The sequence below is a fragment of the Pseudomonas sp. Irchel s3h9 genome (assembly GCF_900187475.1).
Lineage (GTDB): Bacteria > Pseudomonadota > Gammaproteobacteria > Pseudomonadales > Pseudomonadaceae > Aquipseudomonas > Aquipseudomonas neuropathica.
In genome coordinates this window covers 232,330-251,396 of record NZ_FYDH01000005.1, presented here as the reverse complement: position 1 = coordinate 251,396, position 19,067 = coordinate 232,330, and the positions used below count along the sequence as shown (strand labels likewise).

Annotated in this window: 17 protein-coding genes; all 17 read left to right on the top strand. The window is 52.5% G+C overall.

Annotated features, from left to right (window positions below; translation table 11 throughout):
- Positions 1 to 3: 3 nt before the first annotated feature.
- The 17 genes from hisC (at position 4) to CKW26_RS10620 (ending at position 19,053) form a co-directional block, all read left to right on the top strand.
- Complete coding sequence (gene hisC / locus CKW26_RS10700) at positions 4 to 1,116, top strand: histidinol-phosphate transaminase (protein ID WP_077574022.1); 1,113 nt, start codon at positions 4 to 6, stop codon at positions 1,114 to 1,116.
- 28 nt (positions 1,117 to 1,144) lie between these two features.
- Entirely contained in the window at positions 1,145 to 3,352 is a 2,208-nt protein-coding gene (locus CKW26_RS10695; RefSeq protein WP_256579895.1) for a bifunctional prephenate dehydrogenase/3-phosphoshikimate 1-carboxyvinyltransferase, read from the top strand.
- The gene (gene cmk, locus CKW26_RS10690) at positions 3,349 to 4,038 is read left to right on the top strand and encodes a (d)CMP kinase (protein WP_064391442.1); all 690 of its coding nucleotides are present in this window, start codon (positions 3,349 to 3,351) and stop codon (positions 4,036 to 4,038) included. Before CKW26_RS10695 ends, cmk begins: the two co-directional genes overlap by 4 nt.
- A gap of 119 nt (positions 4,039 to 4,157) precedes the next feature.
- Positions 4,158 to 5,843 carry a 30S ribosomal protein S1 gene (rpsA, locus tag CKW26_RS10685; RefSeq protein ID WP_093435292.1) on the top strand — a complete coding sequence of 562 codons (1,686 nt, stop codon included), beginning with the start codon at positions 4,158 to 4,160 and terminating at the stop codon, positions 5,841 to 5,843.
- A 203-nt stretch (positions 5,844 to 6,046) separates the two neighbouring features.
- Positions 6,047 to 6,325, top strand: a complete 279-nt coding sequence (locus tag CKW26_RS10680) for a hypothetical protein (RefSeq protein ID WP_095048561.1) — start codon at positions 6,047 to 6,049, stop codon at positions 6,323 to 6,325.
- Between the two features lie 152 nt (positions 6,326 to 6,477).
- Positions 6,478 to 6,774 (top strand): integration host factor subunit beta, encoded by a 297-nt coding sequence (gene ihfB, locus CKW26_RS10675; protein WP_003189779.1) that lies wholly within the window; start codon positions 6,478 to 6,480, stop codon positions 6,772 to 6,774.
- A 27-nt stretch (positions 6,775 to 6,801) separates the two neighbouring features.
- Positions 6,802 to 7,062, top strand: coding sequence for a lipopolysaccharide assembly protein LapA domain-containing protein (locus tag CKW26_RS10670; RefSeq protein WP_095048560.1), 261 nt, complete (start codon positions 6,802 to 6,804; stop codon positions 7,060 to 7,062).
- 203 nt (positions 7,063 to 7,265) lie between these two features.
- Complete coding sequence (gene rfbB / locus CKW26_RS10665) at positions 7,266 to 8,342, top strand: dTDP-glucose 4,6-dehydratase (protein ID WP_095048559.1); 1,077 nt, start codon at positions 7,266 to 7,268, stop codon at positions 8,340 to 8,342.
- Entirely contained in the window at positions 8,339 to 9,232 is an 894-nt protein-coding gene (rfbD, locus tag CKW26_RS10660; RefSeq protein WP_095048558.1) for a dTDP-4-dehydrorhamnose reductase, read from the top strand. Before rfbB ends, rfbD begins: the two co-directional genes overlap by 4 nt.
- The gene (gene rfbA / locus CKW26_RS10655) at positions 9,229 to 10,125 is read left to right on the top strand and encodes a glucose-1-phosphate thymidylyltransferase RfbA (protein WP_095048557.1); all 897 of its coding nucleotides are present in this window, start codon (positions 9,229 to 9,231) and stop codon (positions 10,123 to 10,125) included. The genes rfbD and rfbA overlap by 4 nt, the downstream gene beginning before the upstream one ends.
- 436 nt (positions 10,126 to 10,561) lie before the next feature.
- Entirely contained in the window at positions 10,562 to 12,004 is a 1,443-nt protein-coding gene (locus CKW26_RS10650; RefSeq protein WP_095048556.1) for a mannose-1-phosphate guanylyltransferase/mannose-6-phosphate isomerase, read from the top strand.
- 127 nt (positions 12,005 to 12,131) lie between these two features.
- Entirely contained in the window at positions 12,132 to 13,499 is a 1,368-nt protein-coding gene (locus tag CKW26_RS10645) for a phosphomannomutase (RefSeq protein ID WP_095048555.1), read from the top strand.
- Entirely contained in the window at positions 13,496 to 14,293 is a 798-nt protein-coding gene (locus CKW26_RS10640; RefSeq protein WP_095048554.1) for an ABC transporter permease, read from the top strand. Before CKW26_RS10645 ends, CKW26_RS10640 begins: the two co-directional genes overlap by 4 nt.
- Entirely contained in the window at positions 14,293 to 15,516 is a 1,224-nt protein-coding gene (locus CKW26_RS10635; RefSeq protein WP_095048553.1) for an ABC transporter ATP-binding protein, read from the top strand. Before CKW26_RS10640 ends, CKW26_RS10635 begins: the two co-directional genes overlap by 1 nt.
- Positions 15,513 to 16,394, top strand: coding sequence for an FkbM family methyltransferase (locus CKW26_RS10630; RefSeq protein ID WP_095048552.1), 882 nt, complete (start codon positions 15,513 to 15,515; stop codon positions 16,392 to 16,394). Before CKW26_RS10635 ends, CKW26_RS10630 begins: the two co-directional genes overlap by 4 nt.
- 23 nt (positions 16,395 to 16,417) lie before the next feature.
- A complete protein-coding gene (locus CKW26_RS10625) occupies positions 16,418 to 17,638 on the top strand; it encodes a glycosyltransferase family 4 protein (protein ID WP_095048551.1) in 1,221 nt (406 codons plus the stop codon).
- Positions 17,635 to 19,053, top strand: coding sequence for a glycosyltransferase family 1 protein (locus CKW26_RS10620; RefSeq protein WP_095048550.1), 1,419 nt, complete (start codon positions 17,635 to 17,637; stop codon positions 19,051 to 19,053). Before CKW26_RS10625 ends, CKW26_RS10620 begins: the two co-directional genes overlap by 4 nt.
- The last annotated feature ends 14 nt before the right edge of the window (positions 19,054 to 19,067 follow it).

Genomic DNA, 19,067 nt, shown 5'->3' with positions numbered 1-19,067 from the left:
CAAATGAGTGGCAATTTCCTCGCTCTGGCACAGCCGGGCGTGCAACAACTTTCGCCGTACGTTCCGGGCAAGCCTGTGGACGAACTGGCGCGCGAGCTGGACCTGGATCCGGCCAAAATCGTCAAACTGGCGAGCAACGAAAACCCGCTAGGCGCCAGTCCGAAAGCTTTGGCAGCCATCCGCGAAGAGCTGGCCGAGCTGACCCGTTACCCGGATGGCAACGGTTTTGCGCTGAAATCCCTGCTGGCCGAGCAATGCCGTGTCGAACTGAGCCAGGTCACTCTGGGCAACGGTTCCAATGACATTCTTGAGTTGGTCGCGCGTGCCTATCTGGCGCCGGGCCTGAATGCCGTGTTCAGTGAGCACGCGTTCGCGGTGTACCCGATCGCCACTCAGGCCGTCGGCGCACAAGCCAAAGTGGTGCCGGCCAAGGATTGGGGGCATGACCTGCCGGCGATGCTCGCGGCCATCGATGCCAATACCCGTGTCGTGTTCATCGCCAATCCGAACAATCCGACCGGCACCTGGTTCGGCGCAGAAGCGCTGGACGAGTTCCTGCAGGATGTTCCGGAGCACGTGTTGGTGGTGCTCGACGAGGCGTACATTGAGTACGCCGAAGGCAGTGATCTGCCGGACGGACTGGATTTCCTTGCCGCTTACCCGAATCTGTTGGTCTCGCGTACCTTCTCCAAGGCCTATGGTCTGGCGGCATTGCGTGTTGGCTACGGTCTGTCGACCCCGGTTGTGGCTGATGTACTGAACCGTGTTCGCCAGCCATTCAACGTCAATAGCCTCGCCTTGGCGGCAGCCTGTGCGGCGTTGAAGGATGAGGAATATCTGGCGCAAAGCCGTCAACTCAACGAGGCAGGCATGCAGCAGTTGCAGGCCGGTTTCCGTGAGCTGGGCCTGAGCTGGATCGAATCCAAAGGCAACTTTATCTGCGTCGATCTCGCTCAAGTCGCAGCCCCGGTGTTTCAGGGCTTGCTGCGCGAAGGCGTGATCGTGCGTCCGGTGGCCAACTACGGCATGCCGAACCACCTGCGGGTGACCATTGGTCTGCCGGCGGAAAACAGCCGCTTCCTCGAAGCGCTGCGCAAGGTTCTGGCTCGTGGGTGATGTCACTGCACTGCAATCTGCTGCACCTATGATCGGGCGCCTTGTGGTGGTCGGTCTGGGGTTGATCGGTGGTTCGTTTGCCAAAGGCTTGCGTGAAAGTGGCATCTGCCGCGAAGTGGTCGGGGTCGATCTCGATCCGCAATCGCGCAAGCTGGCGGTCGAGTTGGGTGTGGTCGACCGTTGTGAAGATGATCTGGTGGTGGCCTGTCAGGGCGCTGACGTAATTCAGTTGGCGGTGCCGATTCTGGCCATGGAAAAAGTGCTCGCGCGTTTGGCGAGTATTGATCTGGGGGCGGCGATTCTGACTGATGTTGGCAGCGCCAAAGGCAATGTGGTGCGCGCGGCGACCGAGGCGTTTGGCGGCATGCCGGCGCGTTTCGTGCCGGGCCATCCGATTGCCGGCTCCGAGCAGAGCGGGGTGGAAGCCTCCAATGCCGAGCTGTTCCGTCGCCACAAAGTGATCCTCACGCCGCTTGAGCAAACCGACCCGGCCGCATTGGCTGTGGTCGATCGTCTGTGGCGCGAATTGGGTGCCGATGTCGAGCACATGCAAGTCGAACGTCATGATGAAGTGCTGGCCGCGACCAGTCATCTGCCGCACCTGCTGGCCTTCGGTCTGGTCGATTCATTGGCCAAGCGCAATGAAAATCTTGAGATCTTCCGTTACGCTGCGGGCGGTTTCCGCGATTTCACAAGAATCGCCGGAAGCGACCCGGTGATGTGGCACGACATCTTCCTCGCCAACCGCGAGGCTGTCCTGCGCACACTCGATACATTTCGCAGCGACCTCGACGCTTTGCGCGACGCGGTCGATGCAGGGGATGGGCACCAATTGTTGGGCGTCTTCACGCGCGCCCGGGTTGCCCGCGAGCATTTCAGTAAAATCCTGGCCCGCAGGGCCTATGTGGACGCTATGAATTCCAACGATCTGATCTTCCTGGCTCAACCTGGTGGCCGCCTGTCCGGTCGGATTCGCGTACCGGGTGACAAATCCATTTCCCACCGTTCGATCATGCTCGGCTCGCTGGCCGAAGGTGTCACCGAAGTCGAAGGTTTCCTTGAGGGTGAAGACGCCCTGGCGACCTTGCAGGCATTCCGCGACATGGGCGTGGTCATCGAAGGCCCGCACCACGGCCGCGTGACCATTCACGGTGTCGGCCTGCACGGCCTGAAACCGGCGCCGGGCCCGATCTATCTGGGCAACTCCGGCACGTCGATGCGTCTGCTGTCCGGCCTGTTGGCTGCGCAAAACTTCGACAGTGTTTTGACGGGTGATGCCTCGCTTTCGAAGCGCCCGATGAACCGCGTGGCCAATCCGCTGCGCGAAATGGGCGCCGTGATCGAAACTGCTGCCGAAGGTCGTCCACCGATGACTATTCGTGGCGGGCATAAACTCAAAGGCCTGACTTACACCATGCCGATGGCCAGTGCTCAGGTGAAATCCTGCCTGCTGCTCGCCGGTCTGTACGCGGAAGGCAAGACCACAGTGACCGAGCCGGCACCTACCCGTGACCATACCGAACGCATGCTGCGTGGTTTTGGTTATTCGGTAAGCGTTGATGGCGCTACGGCATCGGTTGAGTCCGGTGGCAAGCTGACTGCGACCCATATTGAAGTGCCGGGCGACATCTCGTCGTCGGCGTTCTTCCTGGTCGCAGCGTCGATCGCTGAAGGTTCGGAACTGGTGCTTGAGCACGTCGGCATCAACCCGACCCGTACCGGCGTGATCGACATCCTGCGCCTGATGGGTGCTGACATCACCCTGGAAAACCAGCGTGAAGTCGGCGGCGAGCCTGTGGCTGACCTGCGCGTGCGGGCAGCTAAACTCAAAGGTATCGAGATTCCCGAAGAGCTGGTTCCGCTGGCCATCGACGAATTCCCGGTGCTGTTCGTGGCGGCTGCCTGCGCTGAAGGGCGTACCGTGCTGACTGGCGCTGAAGAGCTGCGGGTCAAGGAATCGGATCGTATCCAGGTGATGGCGGACGGTCTGTTGGCGCTGGGCGTGAAATGCCAGCCAACCCCGGACGGTATCATCATCGACGGCGGCCAGATCGGCGGCGGCGAAGTGCATGGTCACGGCGATCACCGTATCGCGATGGCTTTCAGTGTGGCCTCCCTGCGCGCCAGCGCACCGATCCGCATCCATGATTGCGCCAACGTCGCGACGTCGTTCCCCAACTTCCTCGCGCTGTGCGGGCAGGTCGGCATTCGTGTGGCACAAGAGGCTCAGTCGTGAAAAACATTGCACCGGTCATCACCATTGATGGGCCAAGCGGCTCGGGCAAAGGCACCGTAGCCGGAATACTGGCCAAGCGTCTGGGCTGGAACCTGCTGGATTCCGGTGCGTTGTACCGCTTGCTGGCATTTGCTGCGCATAACCATGGTGTCGACCTGACCAATGAAGAGCTGCTGAAGAAGCTTGCCGCTCATCTGGATGTTCAGTTCATTGCGGCGACCGAAGGTCAGTTGCAACGGATCATTCTGGAAGGTGACGAAGTCAGCGATGTGATCCGCACCGAAAGCGTCGGCTCCGGCGCTTCGCAAGTGGCTGCATTGCCGGCCGTACGCGAGGCGCTGCTGCAGCGCCAGCGTGCTTTTCAGGAAGCGCCGGGTCTGGTGGCCGATGGTCGCGACATGGGCACGGTGGTTTTTCCGGATGCACCGCTGAAGATTTTCCTGACCGCCAGTGCCGAGGAGAGGGCGCGCCGTCGATATTTGCAGTTGAAGGGCAAAGTCGAGGGTGTTAGTCTGTCGAGTCTGCTAGATGAGATCCGTGCACGCGACGAGCGTGACACCCAGCGAGCGGTAGCCCCGCTTAAGCCGGCGGCTGACGCCATACAGCTGGATTCCACGGAGTTGTCCATCGATCAGGTGCTTGAACGCATCATGAGCGAGATCGCCATTCGCGATATCGCCGGGTGACCAAGAAGGCCGCAGGGGACCAGTCATAGTCCTGCGACGCTTCTTCTATATGAAACTAACCCACACCGTCTGGGGTGTGGAGATGGGCGTATCCTTCGCCCTCATTTACAGGAATTAAAATGAGCGAAAGCTTTGCGGAACTCTTTGAAGAAAGCCTAAAAACCCTGAACCTTCAGGCAGGCTCCATCATCACCGGTGTTATCGTTGATATCGATTACCAAGCTCGCTGGGTAACCGTTCACGCTGGCCTGAAGTCTGAAGCACTCATCCCGCTTGAGCAGTTCTACAACGACGCTGGCGATCTGACTATCAATGTCGGTGACGAAGTTCACGTTGCGCTGGACTCGGTTGAAGACGGTTTCGGTGAAACCAAGCTGTCCCGTGAAAAAGCCAAGCGCGCTGAATGCTGGATCGTTCTGGAAGCAGCCTTCGCAGCCGAGGAAGTGGTCAAGGGCGTTATCAACGGTAAGGTTAAAGGCGGCTTCACTGTCGACGTTAACGGCATCCGTGCGTTCCTGCCAGGTTCCCTGGTTGACGTCCGTCCAGTGCGCGACACCACGCACCTGGAAGGCAAAGAGCTGGAATTCAAGGTCATCAAGCTGGACCAGAAGCGCAACAACGTTGTCGTTTCCCGTCGCAGCGTCCTGGAAGCCGAGAACTCCGCCGAGCGTGAAGCTCTGCTGGAATCCCTGCAGGAAGGCCAGCAAGTCAAAGGTATCGTCAAAAACCTCACCGATTACGGCGCATTCGTCGATCTGGGTGGCGTGGACGGCCTGCTGCACATCACCGACATGGCTTGGAAGCGCATCAAGCATCCTTCCGAGATCGTCAACGTTGGTGACGAAATCGACGTTAAGGTTCTGAAATACGATCGCGAACGCAACCGTGTTTCCCTGGGCCTGAAGCAACTGGGCGAAGATCCATGGGTTGCTATCAAAGCCCGTTACCCAGAAAGCACTCGCGTTACCGCTCGTGTAACCAACCTGACCGACTACGGCTGCTTCGCTGAGCTGGAAGAAGGCGTTGAAGGTCTGGTACACGTTTCGGAAATGGACTGGACCAACAAGAACATCCACCCTTCGAAAGTCGTACAAGTCGGCGACGAAGTGGAAGTTATGGTTCTGGACATCGACGAAGAGCGTCGTCGTATCTCCCTGGGCATCAAGCAGTGCAAATCTAACCCATGGGAAGATTTCTCTGGCCAGTTCAACAAGGGCGATAAAATCTCCGGCACCATCAAGTCGATCACCGATTTCGGTATCTTCATTGGTCTGGACGGCGGCATCGACGGTCTGGTTCACCTGTCCGACATCTCCTGGAACGAAGTGGGCGAAGAAGCCGTACGTCGTTTCAAGAAGGGCGACGAGCTGGACACCGTTATCCTGTCGGTTGACCCAGAGCGCGAGCGTATCTCCCTGGGTATCAAGCAACTGGAAAGCGATCCGTTCTCCGAGTACGTCTCGGTTAACGACAAAGGCGCAATCGTTACTGGCACCGTGAAAGAAGTTGACGCCAAAGGCGCCATCATCGTTCTGGCCGACGATATCGAAGCGACTCTGAAAGCCTCCGAAATCAGCCGTGACCGCGTTGAAGACGCGCGCAACGTTCTGAAAGAAGGCCAGGAAGTAGAAGCCAAGATCATCAGCGTTGATCGTAAGAGCCGTGTAATTCAGCTGTCGATCAAATCGAAAGACGATGCTGAAGAGAAAGAAGCTATCCAGAGCCTGAAAGAAGGTGAAGCTGCTGCTCCTGCCGATACCACTATGGCTGCACTGCTGCGTCAAGCAATGGCCAAACAGAACTAAGTTCTGCTTGATCATGAAAAAGGGCGACTTCGGTCGCCCTTTTTTGTGCCTGCGATTTAGTGCTCACGGCTTGCGTGGGGTTTTTGGTGAAACCAATCTTGCTTCCGGGTGGTCTGTTTCTTTAATCGGATCAATCGCCTATTCACGACTAAGCTTGATCTTAAGCGTGTAGCGGTCGGGCATTGCCTGGCATAAGGAAGTGGATGAACAAGTTTATTGTCCTCATGGCTGTGCTGGCTCTGGCTGGCTGTACGACCAGTGCCAAGACCCATGCCGTGCGTGGTGTCAGTGGTATAGAGGTCGACTGCTCCGGGTTGGGCTCAGGCTGGGAGAAGTGCCAGAAGCGCGCGGCTAAGGAGTGCAAGGGCGCGGGGTACAAAGTGATCACGCGATCAGATGATGCCAAGGATGAGGACGAGTTTCCTTTTGGCTTCAACCCGGCGGGCTACGTGACGCGAACCATGCTGGTGATATGCCGTTAAGCATGCTGTGCCCTGTTTGTTGCTGTGATGCCCTGAAAACGGGCGTTTCGACGCGGAGGAAGATATGTCAATCCCTGGGCTGTTCAAAATCTTCCGGGCGTGCTAAAACCTTTCAAGCGCTGATCTAGCTGCTTGAAAAAGAAGGGAAAAATATGACGAAGTCGGAGTTGATCGAACGAATTGTCACCCATCAAGGGCTACTCTCATCCAAGGATGTGGAGCTGGCCATCAAGACCATGCTTGAACAAATGTCCCAGTGCCTCGCCACCGGTGATCGTATCGAGATCCGTGGGTTTGGCAGCTTCTCCCTGCATTACCGCGCGCCGCGCGTCGGTCGTAATCCGAAGACAGGTCAGTCGGTTAGTCTGGACGGTAAGTTCGTACCGCATTTCAAGCCGGGTAAAGAGCTGCGTGATCGGGTGAATGAGGAAGAGGAGGAGGGGGTTTGATCTTCGCTATTTTTCAAGGGGGCGCTGATGCGTAACCTCAAGCGCATACTTCTTGGCGTTTTTATTCTTTTACTGATTTTGGTGATTCTGGCGTTTGTTCTCGAGAATCAGCAGTCGGTTTCGTTATTGTTTCTGGGGTTGTCTGGGCCTCAGTTGCCGATTTCGTTGATCGTGGTTTTGGCTTTGCTTGTCGGGATGCTGATCGGGCCGGTGTTAGGCTGGTTTTTGGGGCGCTCATCAAGAGTCGCGAGTAAAAACAGAGCTGCGCGCAAGCATTTGACAGAGTGAAAGCCTCATATGCTTGCTTCCAGGCTTAGCTATATCCAATAGTAAAACGCCTATGAAGCTGTAAAATGCGATCCTCTTTTGGTTGTGAGGTTTTCACACCCATTCAGACTGAATTTGATAAAAGCTACGATTGGTAGCTTTTGCATTCGTGGATTGGACAGCGCTCCCGAATCGCTGTCAGCAGCTCAAAGGCATGGTACCGCGTGAAAATTCTAGTAACCGGCGGCGCCGGGTTTATCGGCTCAGCAGTTATCCGTCACATCATTTCCAATACCGGCGATTCTGTCGTTAACGTCGATAAGCTGACCTATGCCGGCAATCTGGAGTCTCTGGCTGATGTGAGTCAGAGCTCGCGCTATGCATTTGAGCGCGTAGACATTTGTGATCGCGGTCAAATGGATCGAGTTCTGCGTGAGCACCAGCCTGACGCGATCATGCATTTGGCGGCAGAGTCGCACGTTGACCGCTCCATATCGGGTCCGTCGGAATTCATCCAGACCAACATCATTGGCACCTACACGCTTCTGGAATCAGCGCGTCATTACTGGAGCGGCCTGGAGCAAGGTCGTAAAGCCGTTTTTCGCTTTCATCATATCTCTACTGATGAAGTGTACGGCGATCTGGAAGGGCCTGAAGATCTGTTTACCGAAACCACGCCCTACCAGCCAAGTTCGCCTTACTCTGCCAGCAAGGCTAGCTCCGATCACCTGGTTCGCGCGTGGTCTCGCACCTATGGTCTGCCGACCCTGGTTACCAATTGTTCGAACAACTATGGTCCGTACCACTTTCCGGAAAAGCTGATTCCGCTGATCATACTTAACGCTCTGGAAGGCAAGGCGCTACCGGTTTACGGCAAGGGCGACCAGGTACGTGACTGGCTGTATGTGGAGGATCACGCTCGCGCGCTCTACAAAGTCGTCACCGATGGCGTCATCGGCGAGACTTACAACATTGGTGGCCACAACGAGAAACAAAATATCGAAGTAGTGCATGCTCTCTGCGCGCTGCTTGATGAGTTGCGCCCGGCTTCGCCTCATTGCCCCCATGCGAGTCTGATCACTTACGTGCAGGACCGCCCCGGTCATGATCAGCGTTACGCGATTGATGCAAGCAAGATACAGCAAGAGCTTGGTTGGGCGCCGGAAGAAACGTTTGATAGTGGTATCCGCAAAACGGTGGAGTGGTATCTGAACAATACTGAATGGGTCGCGCATGTGAAGAGCGGCAGCTATCAGCAGTGGATTGATCAGAACTACGCAGATCGTACGGGCAAGGCATGAAAATCCTTCTTCTGGGAAAAAACGGCCAGGTCGGTTGGGAGTTGCAGCGATCTCTCGCGCCCCTCGGTGAGTTGGTGGCACTGGATCGTCAAGTAACCGATGGCTTGTGCGGTGACCTGAGCAATATTGATGGGTTACGGGCAACTCTCCGCGCAATCAGGCCAGATGTCGTTGTCAATGCGGCTGCTTACACCGCAGTCGACAAGGCTGAGGTCGAGACTGAGCTGGCAGATCTTGTGAACGCGCGTGCTGTTGGAGTATTGGCGCAAGAGGTCAGAGCGCTTGGCGGGTGGCTGGTTCATTACTCGACAGATTATGTCTTCGATGGGCATGGATCTGCACCATGGCGGGAGAGTGACGCCGTGGCTCCGGTGAATCACTACGGTGCCAGCAAACTTGCGGGAGAGCGATTGATCATCGAATCCGGCTGCAAGCATCTTATCTTTCGCGCCAGCTGGGTTTATGGCGCTCGTGGCAATAATTTCGCCAAAACCATGTTGCGTCTGGCAAAAGAGCGCGAAAGTCTGAGTGTCATCGCTGATCAGATGGGGGCGCCAACCGGTGCAGACCTGATTGCGGACATCAGTGCCTTGACCCTTCGACAGGTTTTTCTGCGTCCTGAATTGTCGGGTCTTTATCACTTGGCGGCCGCTGGCGAAGTCTCTTGGCATGGATATGCAACTCACGTGATTGACTTCGCCAAAGCGCATGGGGAAGAGCTCTGTGTGAAAGGCATCAATGCGATCGAAACGTCTGTCTACCCAACGCCAGCCTGTCGCCCACTGAACTCCCGGTTGAATACGGGAAAGCTGCGCGACAATTTTTCTTTGCACTTGCCGGATTGGCGCAGTGGCGTAACCCGAATGCTTACGGAAGTTCTCAATAAATGACCACTATAAATCGCAAAGGCATCATCCTCGCTGGCGGTTCGGGTACTCGTTTGCACCCGCTGACCCTTGGCGTGTCCAAGCAAATGCTGCCGATCTACGACAAGCCGATGATCTTCTATCCCTTGTCCGTGCTGATGTTGGCGGGGATGCGCGAAATTCTGATTATTTCCACGCCTGAAGATTTGCCGTGCTTTCAAAAGCTGTTGGGCGACGGTAGCCAATATGGCATCAAGCTGTGTTACGCCGAACAGCCAAGCCCGGACGGGCTGGCTCAGGCTTTCATTATCGGTGAGGAGTTCATTGGTGATGATCCCTGCTGTCTGATCCTGGGAGACAACATCTTCTACGGTCAGCACTTCTCGGACAATTTGCGTTCCGCCTGCCTGCGAGAGGAGGGTGCCACTATCTTCGGGTATCACGTTTCTGATCCCGAGCGCTTTGGTGTGGTTGAGTTTGACACTAATGGATCAGCATTGAGTATCGAGGAAAAGCCGATAGTGCCCAAGTCCAGTTACGCAGTGACAGGCCTCTATTTCTACGATAATCAGGTTGTCGATATTGCCAAGAGGATCAAGCCGTCCGCGCGCGGCGAGCTCGAAATTACCGACGTCAATCTCGCTTATCTTCAACAGAAGTCGCTGAAGGTTGAAATGCTCGGTCGAGGCTTCGCATGGCTTGATACCGGTACGCATGATTCGCTGCTAGAGGCCAGTCACTTCGTGCATACAATCGAAAAGCGCCAGGGCTTGAAGGTCGCCTGCCTTGAGGAGATTGCGTACAGTAATGGCTGGATTGACATGGCGCAGTTGCGTGCTCAAGCCGAGCGCCTGAAGAAAACCGGCTATGGACAGTACCTGGAGAAGCTTCTGGATTCCGCAGTGCGCGAGGGCTGACATTGTTGGCACAGTAGCCATTTTTCGTAGAGATTGTGATGTGGTTACGCTGAGCCGGGTTGATGTTGGTTTGATATCGATCTTGTTCGGATGCTTTCAATTTTAAGGACGTTTTTTGTGCCTTCCGCCGGGAGGGAGTTATTAATGTCCAGGCACAAGCTGTAGAATGATCGGTAATCTTACCGGTTCCTACGGTTAACGGTCGTGGGCGGGCAGCTTCGGCTTTTTGGGTACGCCTCTTAAATCGACACCCCGCACCGTTCGATGATCGGCTAGGTTCGGCTATTACCGATGGATATGGATTTAGGCCGAGCGGCTGTTTTCTCTGGCGGCTTGGGGCAAGTATTTGCGTCAGTCAGGACGCACAAATGACCGGAAATATAACTGAACCCGTTTCTGGAAGTATCCACTGGAGAGGGGACTAAGGATTGAGAGCATGGAACTGATTCCCGTAATTATGTCTGGCGGAGTGGGCAGCCGGTTGTGGCCTGTTTCTCGAGAAACCCATCCAAAGCCGTTCATGGCACTGCCAGATGGCCAGAATCTAATCCAGAAAACGTTCCTTCGTGCTTCGCGTCTGGAAGGTGTGGTGGAAGTTCTGACGGTGACCAACCGCGAACTCCTGTTCAAGACTGAAGATGAGTACAGCGCAGTCAATTCTGCCAAGCATGCTCAGGCTTTCATTCTTGAACCCTTTGGTCGCAATACAGCGGCGGCCGTTGCCGCAGCGGCACTTCAACTCGAATCCACGCACGGCCCCGATGCCCAGATGCTGGTGTTGGCTGCTGACCACCTGATCAAAGACGAAAAGGCTTTCGCTGCGGCTGTCTCCAGCGCCATGGCGCTGGCTGCCGACGGTTGGTTGGTAACGTTTGGTATTCAGCCTACCTACCCTGAGACTGGTTTCGGTTACATTGAAGCGCAGAAGGATGCCCCTCTTAAAGGTGGCTTGAAAGTCGCGCGTTTTGTCGAAAAGCCTAACCTTGAAACCGCTCAAAATTACGTCGGCGCGGGTAACTACTACTGGAACTCCGGGATGTTCTGCTTCCGTGTGGGCTCCGTCCTGGAAGAGCTTCGTCAGCATGCTCCGGATGTAGTCGAGGCGGTTAGCAAAACGATCGATAGCTCGCGTCTGACCTCGTCCGCCAAATACCGTTGCCTGGCCCTTGATGCCGAAGCATTCGCAACGGTGCCGGATATTTCCATCGATTACGCGTTGATGGAGCGCTCTTCCAAAGTTGCGACTGTTCCCTGTGACATCGGTTGGAGTGATATCGGTTCGTGGAATGCTGTCAGCGAATTGACCGAGCCCGACGAGAACGGTAACCGCTTTGAGGGCGAGGTACTGTCCCATGATTCGCGCAATAACTATGTCAACAGTGAAGACAGGCTGACTGCGCTTGTCGGCGTTGAGGACTTGCTGGTCATTGATACTCCCGACGCGGTGATGATTGCTCACAAAGATCACGCTCAAGACGTGAAGCATATTGTCAATCAGCTAAAGGCCTGCAGTCATACGGTGCATTTGCTTCACCGTACGGTGCATCGTCCGTGGGGTACTTACACCACGCTGGAAAACGGCGAGCGTTTCAAGATCAAGCGCATTGTGGTGAAGCCTAAAGCTTCTTTGTCGCTGCAAATGCATCACCACAGAAGCGAGCACTGGATCGTTGTCAGCGGGATGGCGGTGGTGGTCAACGATCAGCAAGAACTGATGTTGAATACCAACGAGTCAACGTTCATTCGCGCCGGCCACCAGCATCGCCTGATGAATCCGGGAGTGATCGACTTAGTGCTGATTGAAGTACAGAGCGGTGACTATCTGGGTGAAGACGACATCGTACGTTTTGAAGACAACTATGGTCGCGTCGACAAGTAACGACACTGAACCCGATGCCAGCCTCCCGTGTTGCGGGAGGTAGCGCGCCAGTGACGTCAGGTCCTGGTAATCCATTTCTGCCGTTGCCGCCTCCGGGCGGCATCGGACTTTTCAGTCAGTGAGTAGAATGTATCCTCCTATCGTGACGCAATGCTTCAAGGCCTATGACATTCGTGGTCAGGTTCCCGCTCAACTCAACGATGATATTGCTTACCGCATAGGACGAGCGCTCGTGACCGAGTTGCAGGGAAAGGCGTTTGTAGTCGGCCAGGACATGAGGCTCGAAAGCCCATCTTTGGCTTCAGCGCTGATGCGTGGCATTACTGAGGCGGGGGCCGATGTTATCGACATCGGGCTATGCGGCACCGAGGAAGTCTATTTCGCCACTAGTCACTACAAGGTTGATGGTGGCGTGATGATCACCGCCAGCCACAATCCCAAAGGCTACAACGGGATGAAGCTGGTCAAGGCAGAATCTCGTCCTATCAGCGGTGACACAGGGCTTGACGCAATCCGAGTGCGTGTAGATCAAGGTGATCTTGGGGTGCTCGCCGCGACAAAAGGCGCTGTTCGCCAAGCGTTCGACAAGACCGCGTACATCGATCATTTACTTACCTACGTCGACATCAGTGCTTTGAAGCCCCTAAAGATTCTTGCCGATCCGGGCAATGGCGCTGCCGGGCCCGTACTTCGGGCGCTGGCTGCACGTCTGCCTCTGGAGTGGGTATTTATCAACGAAGAACCTGATGGCCACTTCCCGAACGGCGTCCCGAATCCGCTTCTGCCCGAGAATCGCGAGTTGACTCGTCAGGCGCTGCTGGCCAATCAATGCGACATGGGGCTGGCGTGGGACGGAGACTTTGATCGATGCTTCTTCTTCGATGCTGATGGCCGGTTCATCGAGGGCTATTACCTTGTCGGCCTGCTGGCCGAAATGCTGCTCAAACAACACCCTGGCAGCAAGATCATTCACGATCCGCGTCTGACTTGGAACACCATTGATCAGGTTGAGCGGGCGGGAGGGATTGCTGTACAAAGCAAAACCGGTCATGCCTTTATCAAGGAGCGTATGCGCCTGGAAGACGCGGTGTATGGTGGGGAGATGAGTGCTCACCATTACTTCCGAGATTTTGCATATTGCGATAGTGGAATGATTCCCTGGTTGCTGGTGGCGGCTTTAATGTCCACCGCAGGTAGGTCTTTGGCTCAACTTGTGGACGATCGCATTGAGGCATATCCGTGCACGGGAGAGATAAACTATCTTGTTGCCGACGTTCCCACTATCCTGCAAAAAGTTTTGAATTATTACTTACCCCTCAACCCTGAAATTGATAAGACGGATGGCATTAGTTTGATTTTCTCTACCTGGCGATTCAATCTGAGGGCGTCGAATACAGAGCCATTATTGCGCCTGAACGTTGAGTCACGGGGAGACAGTGATTTACTTTGGTCGTGTCTCAAGGAACTGGAAAATCTAATTGAGGTTGTAAAATGATGCCATCTGTAATTAGAGCGCTATGGAATTACCGCGGCTTTATTCTTGGTAGTGTTAAGCGGGAGTTTCAGGCCAAGTATACCAATTCTATTTTGGGTATAGCCTGGACTGTTATTCAGCCGCTGGCCATGATTATTGTCTATACAGTGATTTTTTCGCAACTCATGAAGTCCCGGCTTCCTGGTGTTGAAAGTGTATTCGGTTATAGTATATATCTTTGTGCGGGTGTTATTTCCTGGGGTTTTTTCTCGGAAGTTGTAGGGCGTGCACAGAATGTATTTATAGATCATGCAAACTTACTTAAAAAGCTAAGTTTTCCGAGATTGTGCCTGCCAGTCATACTCGTTATGAGTGCTGGCTTGAACTTTCTTATAATATTTGGGATTTTTGTTGCTTTTATGCTTGCAACGGGGACGTTTCCAGGTTGGGCGATACTTGCAATGATACCCGTTCTTGTTATTCAGGTTGTATTCTCCATAGGTCTGGGTATAACGTTGGGCGTACTGAATGTTTTCTTTCGTGATATAGGTCAACTGTTCGGTGTGATTTTGCAGTTCTGGTTCTGGCTCACTCCGATCGTTTATCCAGTTAATGTGTTGCCGGAAAGTATTCAACATCTCATGAAATATAATCCAATGTCATCCATAATTAGTTCTTATCAGAATATTATGGTTTATGGGCAGGTGCCTAACTGGATTAGTTTGTGGCCTACTGCTCTACTGGGACTTCTGCTTTGCTTGTGGGGCTTGCGATTGTTTCAAAAGCATTCTGGTGAACTGGTGGATGAGCTCTGATGGGAACTATTAATGTCCGTGGTCTCGGCAAGGCTTATAAACAATATTCTAATCGCTGGTCTCGCTTGATTGAGTGGGTATTACCTTTTAGTGGTCAGCGCCACAATCTGAAGTGGGTACTCAATGATTTGAGTTTCAAGGTTTCGCCAGGCGAAGCCCTCGGCATTATCGGAGTCAACGGTGCCGGGAAAAGCACGTTGCTCAAGATGATTACTGGTACAACAAGGCCGACGACCGGTAGTGTAGACATTTCTGGTAATGTCGCCGCATTGCTTGAGTTGGGGATGGGTTTTCATCCCGATTTTACCGGGCGACAAAACGCCATTATGGCTGGGCAGTTACTCGGATTCCAAGTTGAGGAGATCCTCAGCCTGATGCCGGAAATTGAAGCCTTTGCTGAAATTGGAGATTACATAGATCAGCCTGTAAGAATGTATTCGAGTGGGATGCAGATGCGCTTGGCATTTAGTGTTGCCACCGCTAGAAGACCAGATGTTTTAATAATTGATGAAGCGTTATCCGTTGGAGATGCGTACTTTCAGCATAAAAGCTTTGAGAGGATTCGCCAGTTCCGACGGGAAGGTACAACCTTGTTGATTGTGTCACACGATAAAGCAGCGATCCAATCTATATGTGATAGAGCGATATTGTTGAACGCCGGAAAGCTCGCTATGGTCGGTAAGCCTGAAGAGGTCATGGACTACTACAATGCCTTGCTTGCTGATCATCAGAATCAAAATGTAAAGCAAGAACTTCTTTCAGATGGCAATATTCAAACGGTTTCAGGAACAGGGGAAGCTGTTGTTGATGGTATCGCACTCTTAAATGAGTCCGGGGCCGTTATAGAAGTTGCTGATGTAGGGCAGGCTGTGACTTTGCATGTGCGTGTTCTAGTGAAAGAAGATATTGAAAGACTGGTTCTTGGTTATGGTATTAAGGATCGGCTGGGACAGATTGTATATGGCACCAATACTGATCTGAAAAAACAACCTTTGCTGAATGTCAAGGCTGGATCTGTTCACGAATTTTTTATAAAGTTTCCGGCTAACTTCGGGATCGGAAATTATTCGGTTCAGACGGCGTTGGTAAGTACTGATAGTCATCTGGTGAATAACTATGAGTGGCGAGATCTTGCTCTGGTATTCAACGTAGTAAATATCGGAAAGCCACATTTTGCCGGGTGTGCATGGATTGATCCTGCTATTGAGATAGTAAGTAAATGAAGTTTGTCTCGTATGCACAAAATTTAGAAGACCTTATGTTGTGGCGGGCATTTAGTGAGGTGGAGCGCGGCTTTTATATAGATGTGGGTGCTAATGACCCCACCGTCGATTCCGTTACACGTGCATTTTACGATCGAGGATGGCGAGGTATAAATATCGAGCCGTTAAAAGAACATTTTGATGATTTGGTTTTAGCGCGTCCGCTCGATATAAATTTATGCGTAGCTGCTGGGAACGAGGTTTCCGAAATTGAGCTCTGGGATTTTGGTGTTCGGGGTTGGGGTACCGCAGCTAAAGATGTAATTAATACTCTTTCTTCTGCGGGAAGAGAAGGCGTCTCTTACAAGGTCGAAGTTACGACGTTAAGCCTAATCTGCGAGCAGTATGTGGCTCAGGAAATACATTTTCTTAAAGTAGACGTTGAGGGGTTGGAGAAAGCAGTTCTTGAAGGTATGGACTTTAAGAAGTTCCGGCCATGGGTAGTAGTGGTGGAAGCTACAAGACCTAATTCGAAAGAAGAGTCATATCTGGAGTGGGAGCAAATTCTCACTTCTCAGGATTATGTGTTTGTGTACGCTGACGGTCTGAATAGATTTTATTTGGCTGCGGAAAAGACATCCTTGGCTGTGTTTTTCAAATATCCTCCAAATGTTTTTGATGAATTTGTCTTTTATTCTGAGGTTCAGGCTAGGGATGAGCTTAGGGCTGCAGAAGAGCGTCTTCAGATTGTTATCGCTGATGCCGATGCTGAATTGCATTTGGCCCATGAGAACGCTAATAGAGTTCAAGCGGCATATGATCAGATTGTAAGTAGTCGTGCATGGCGATTCGCAAGTATGCTTGGAAGGATATCAAGCATCTTTCGTCGGCGATCTTAGGTGTAATTCATTAGAGTCATGTCATGAAAAAAGTATTGTTATTGACCACGTATCCAATCCTATACCCGCGCCATGGGGGGCAGGTGAGAGCGGCGAACGTCGCACAGGTTTTCTCTGACTGTGGCTGGGACGTAACGAGCCTTGCAGTTTATGAGCCTGAGGGGTATCCGCCGGCGACACTGGGGCCTTTGGATGTGGAGTTTTCTCCTGGCTCGCGCTATAGAAAGTTTAAGGGATTGGATATCCCTTTGATTAATGATCTCTTGGCTGGCGAATTTGCGTCAGCAGATGATGGTGCTTTTACAACAATAAAGAAAAAACTGCCTGCGCACCTGGATGCTATTCACGTTGAGCAACCATGGTTGTGGCCCTTAGCATTGAAGTTGAAATCATTGCCGCAATATTCTAATGCATGTTTAATATATGGCTCTCAGAATATTGAAGCTCCGCTTAAGAAAGAAATATTAGATAGCTATGGCGTGACTCATGCGGATGAGGTCATTAGGGCTATTGATGATTTAGAGCGGAATGCTGCGAAAACCGCAGATATAACAGTTGCCGTAACCCAGGCTGATCTAGAGATAATTCAAAGCTGGGGCGTAAAAAAGTGCATTTTGGCGCCAAACGGCATTGCGCCATGGCATGCGTCCCAGAAGTTAATGGAACAGTGGAAGGAAAAACTTCCAAAGTCTCCTTGGATACTTTATGTCGCGAGTGCGCATCCTCCCAATTTTAAAGGGTTTAACGAATGTCTTGGAGGCGCCTTGGCGTGTATACCTCCAGATAGCAGATTGGTTGTTGCGGGCAGCGTATGTGAGCATCTTGCGAGAGAGTTGAGTTTAAGTCGCTGGAGTTCTCTTAATCTTTCCCGTCTTGAATTGCTTTTTATTCTTTCTGATGAGGATTTGGCTGCAGTTAAAACCCTCGCTCATGCCTTTTTATTGCCGATACCTCATGGCGGTGGTTCTAATATAAAAACTGCTGAGGCAATCTATTCTGGTAAATATGTGGTAGGGACAGAGTCTGCTTACCGAGGTTTTGAGTCTTTTACTGCGTTACCCGAAATCAAGATGGCAAAAACCCCGACTGAGTTTCATAGCATGATTAGAGAAGTGCTGAGCGAATTGCCTCCTCTTGATAAATCACGAGAATCTGCCGATGGGCGTGAAGCGTTGACTTGGACTAATAGTTTACGTGGGATCCCAGATTTGACTTCAGCTTATCTCGATGAGATCGTTAAATGAATACTATTTGGTTAGATGTCACGACAATTATCGGTTGGCACCGTCCAGCGGTCGGTGTAATTAGAACAGAGGCGGAGTGTGCGTCACACGCGCTTGAACTGGCTGCGCAAGGGAAAAGCGTTAAGTTTTGCGTGTTCGATTTTATCGATGGTTATAGAGAAGTTCGCGGGGAAGAAGTTCAGTCGGCTTTGGACAGAGTATTTGGTGCGAGAGGTGTATCCTCGCCCGTATCGCCCACTGTTTCACCTCCACCCACAGTCGTTGCTAAGCAGCCACTGGAAAATAGGCTCAAGGGGTATCTCCTTAAAGCTTCCCATAAGGTTCCGGTTCGTTTCAGAGCACACATTTTTCAATTTTTGCAACGGCGTAAAAGCTCCTTTTTTGATGCGATCGCTGGCGCACGTCTGCTCCGTGCAGCATTCAAGGCATTTGTGAATCCGGAACTTTCCCGACAGATGTTTAATGTAGCTCCATTGCACGCGGGAGTAAGCGTTAAAAAGAATCCTCCGTTTAATCGTGGTGATACATACATTTCTTTGGGGCTGGATTGGGATAAGAAGGACCTCTCTTATCTGTTTAGCATTAAAAGGGAATCTGGATTTAAGGTCGTTTTGTTTTGCTATGACGTTATTCCAGTAAAATTACCCCACTTGTGTGTGGGGGACGTAGCGTCGAAATTTGCGAATTATTTCACCAACGCTTCCTGGTGTGCAGATAAAATCATTTGCATATCCGAATGTTCCAAGCGAGATCTCGCCGCCTTGCTTTTTGAGTTGGGAGCCCCGATGCCCAACATGGAGGTCGTCAAGCTAGGTTGTCATGTTGATCAAACCAGCGAGGCGATAATTTCAGCAGAAGTTGCTTCCATCGCTTCAAAACCCTTTATCCTTTTTGTATCGACTATTGAGCGGCGTAAAAACCACGAGACTCTCTATCGGGCATACACCAAGCTAATTGATAAAGGGGTCAAAGATCTCCCGCTCTTGGTATTTGTAGGTATGCCTGGTTGGGGGGTTAGTGACTTCATGCTCGATCTGAAGCTTGATCCAAGAACGCAAAAGTCGATCGTGTTGTTAAATAACGTCACCGATGCGGAGCTTGTTACTCTCTATGGAGGGTGCTGGATTTCTGCATTCCCGTCCCTTTATGAAGGTTGGGGGCTTCCCGTGGCCGAAAGTTTGGCATTTGGTAAGTATTGCATTGCATCCGATGCCGCCTCCATTCCTGAGGTAGGAGGAGAGTTGCTGAATTATATCGATCCTTGGAACGTCTCTGCTTGGGCAGACGAAATTGAATTTTTGCTAGAGAATCCTGAAGTTCTTCGAGCTAAAGAGAAGAATATTCGAGATCATTACAAAGCAGTGAGTTGGAAGGATACCGCCGCGGCAGTGTTTCACTCGGCTGACTTTGATTGATATAGGTCGATAGT

Bases quoted from the DNA above. Each gene is read 5' to 3' on its own strand.
- hisC (WP_077574022.1), top strand. From the start codon at position 4: ATGAGTGGCAATTTCCTCGCTCTGGCACAGCCGGGCGTGCAACAACTT.
- CKW26_RS10695 (WP_256579895.1), top strand. From the start codon at position 1,145: ATGATCGGGCGCCTTGTGGTGGTCGGTCTGGGGTTGATCGGTGGTTCG.
- rpsA (WP_093435292.1), top strand. From the start codon at position 4,158: ATGAGCGAAAGCTTTGCGGAACTCTTTGAAGAAAGCCTAAAAACCCTG.
- CKW26_RS10680 (WP_095048561.1), top strand. From the start codon at position 6,047: ATGAACAAGTTTATTGTCCTCATGGCTGTGCTGGCTCTGGCTGGCTGT.
- ihfB (WP_003189779.1), top strand. From the start codon at position 6,478: ATGACGAAGTCGGAGTTGATCGAACGAATTGTCACCCATCAAGGGCTA.
- CKW26_RS10670 (WP_095048560.1), top strand. From the start codon at position 6,802: ATGCGTAACCTCAAGCGCATACTTCTTGGCGTTTTTATTCTTTTACTG.
- rfbD (WP_095048558.1), top strand. From the start codon at position 8,339: ATGAAAATCCTTCTTCTGGGAAAAAACGGCCAGGTCGGTTGGGAGTTG.
- rfbA (WP_095048557.1), top strand. From the start codon at position 9,229: ATGACCACTATAAATCGCAAAGGCATCATCCTCGCTGGCGGTTCGGGT.
- CKW26_RS10650 (WP_095048556.1), top strand. From the start codon at position 10,562: ATGGAACTGATTCCCGTAATTATGTCTGGCGGAGTGGGCAGCCGGTTG.
- CKW26_RS10645 (WP_095048555.1), top strand. From the start codon at position 12,132: ATGTATCCTCCTATCGTGACGCAATGCTTCAAGGCCTATGACATTCGT.
- CKW26_RS10640 (WP_095048554.1), top strand. From the start codon at position 13,496: ATGATGCCATCTGTAATTAGAGCGCTATGGAATTACCGCGGCTTTATT.
- CKW26_RS10635 (WP_095048553.1), top strand. From the start codon at position 14,293: ATGGGAACTATTAATGTCCGTGGTCTCGGCAAGGCTTATAAACAATAT.
- CKW26_RS10630 (WP_095048552.1), top strand. From the start codon at position 15,513: ATGAAGTTTGTCTCGTATGCACAAAATTTAGAAGACCTTATGTTGTGG.
- CKW26_RS10625 (WP_095048551.1), top strand. From the start codon at position 16,418: ATGAAAAAAGTATTGTTATTGACCACGTATCCAATCCTATACCCGCGC.
- CKW26_RS10620 (WP_095048550.1), top strand. From the start codon at position 17,635: ATGAATACTATTTGGTTAGATGTCACGACAATTATCGGTTGGCACCGT.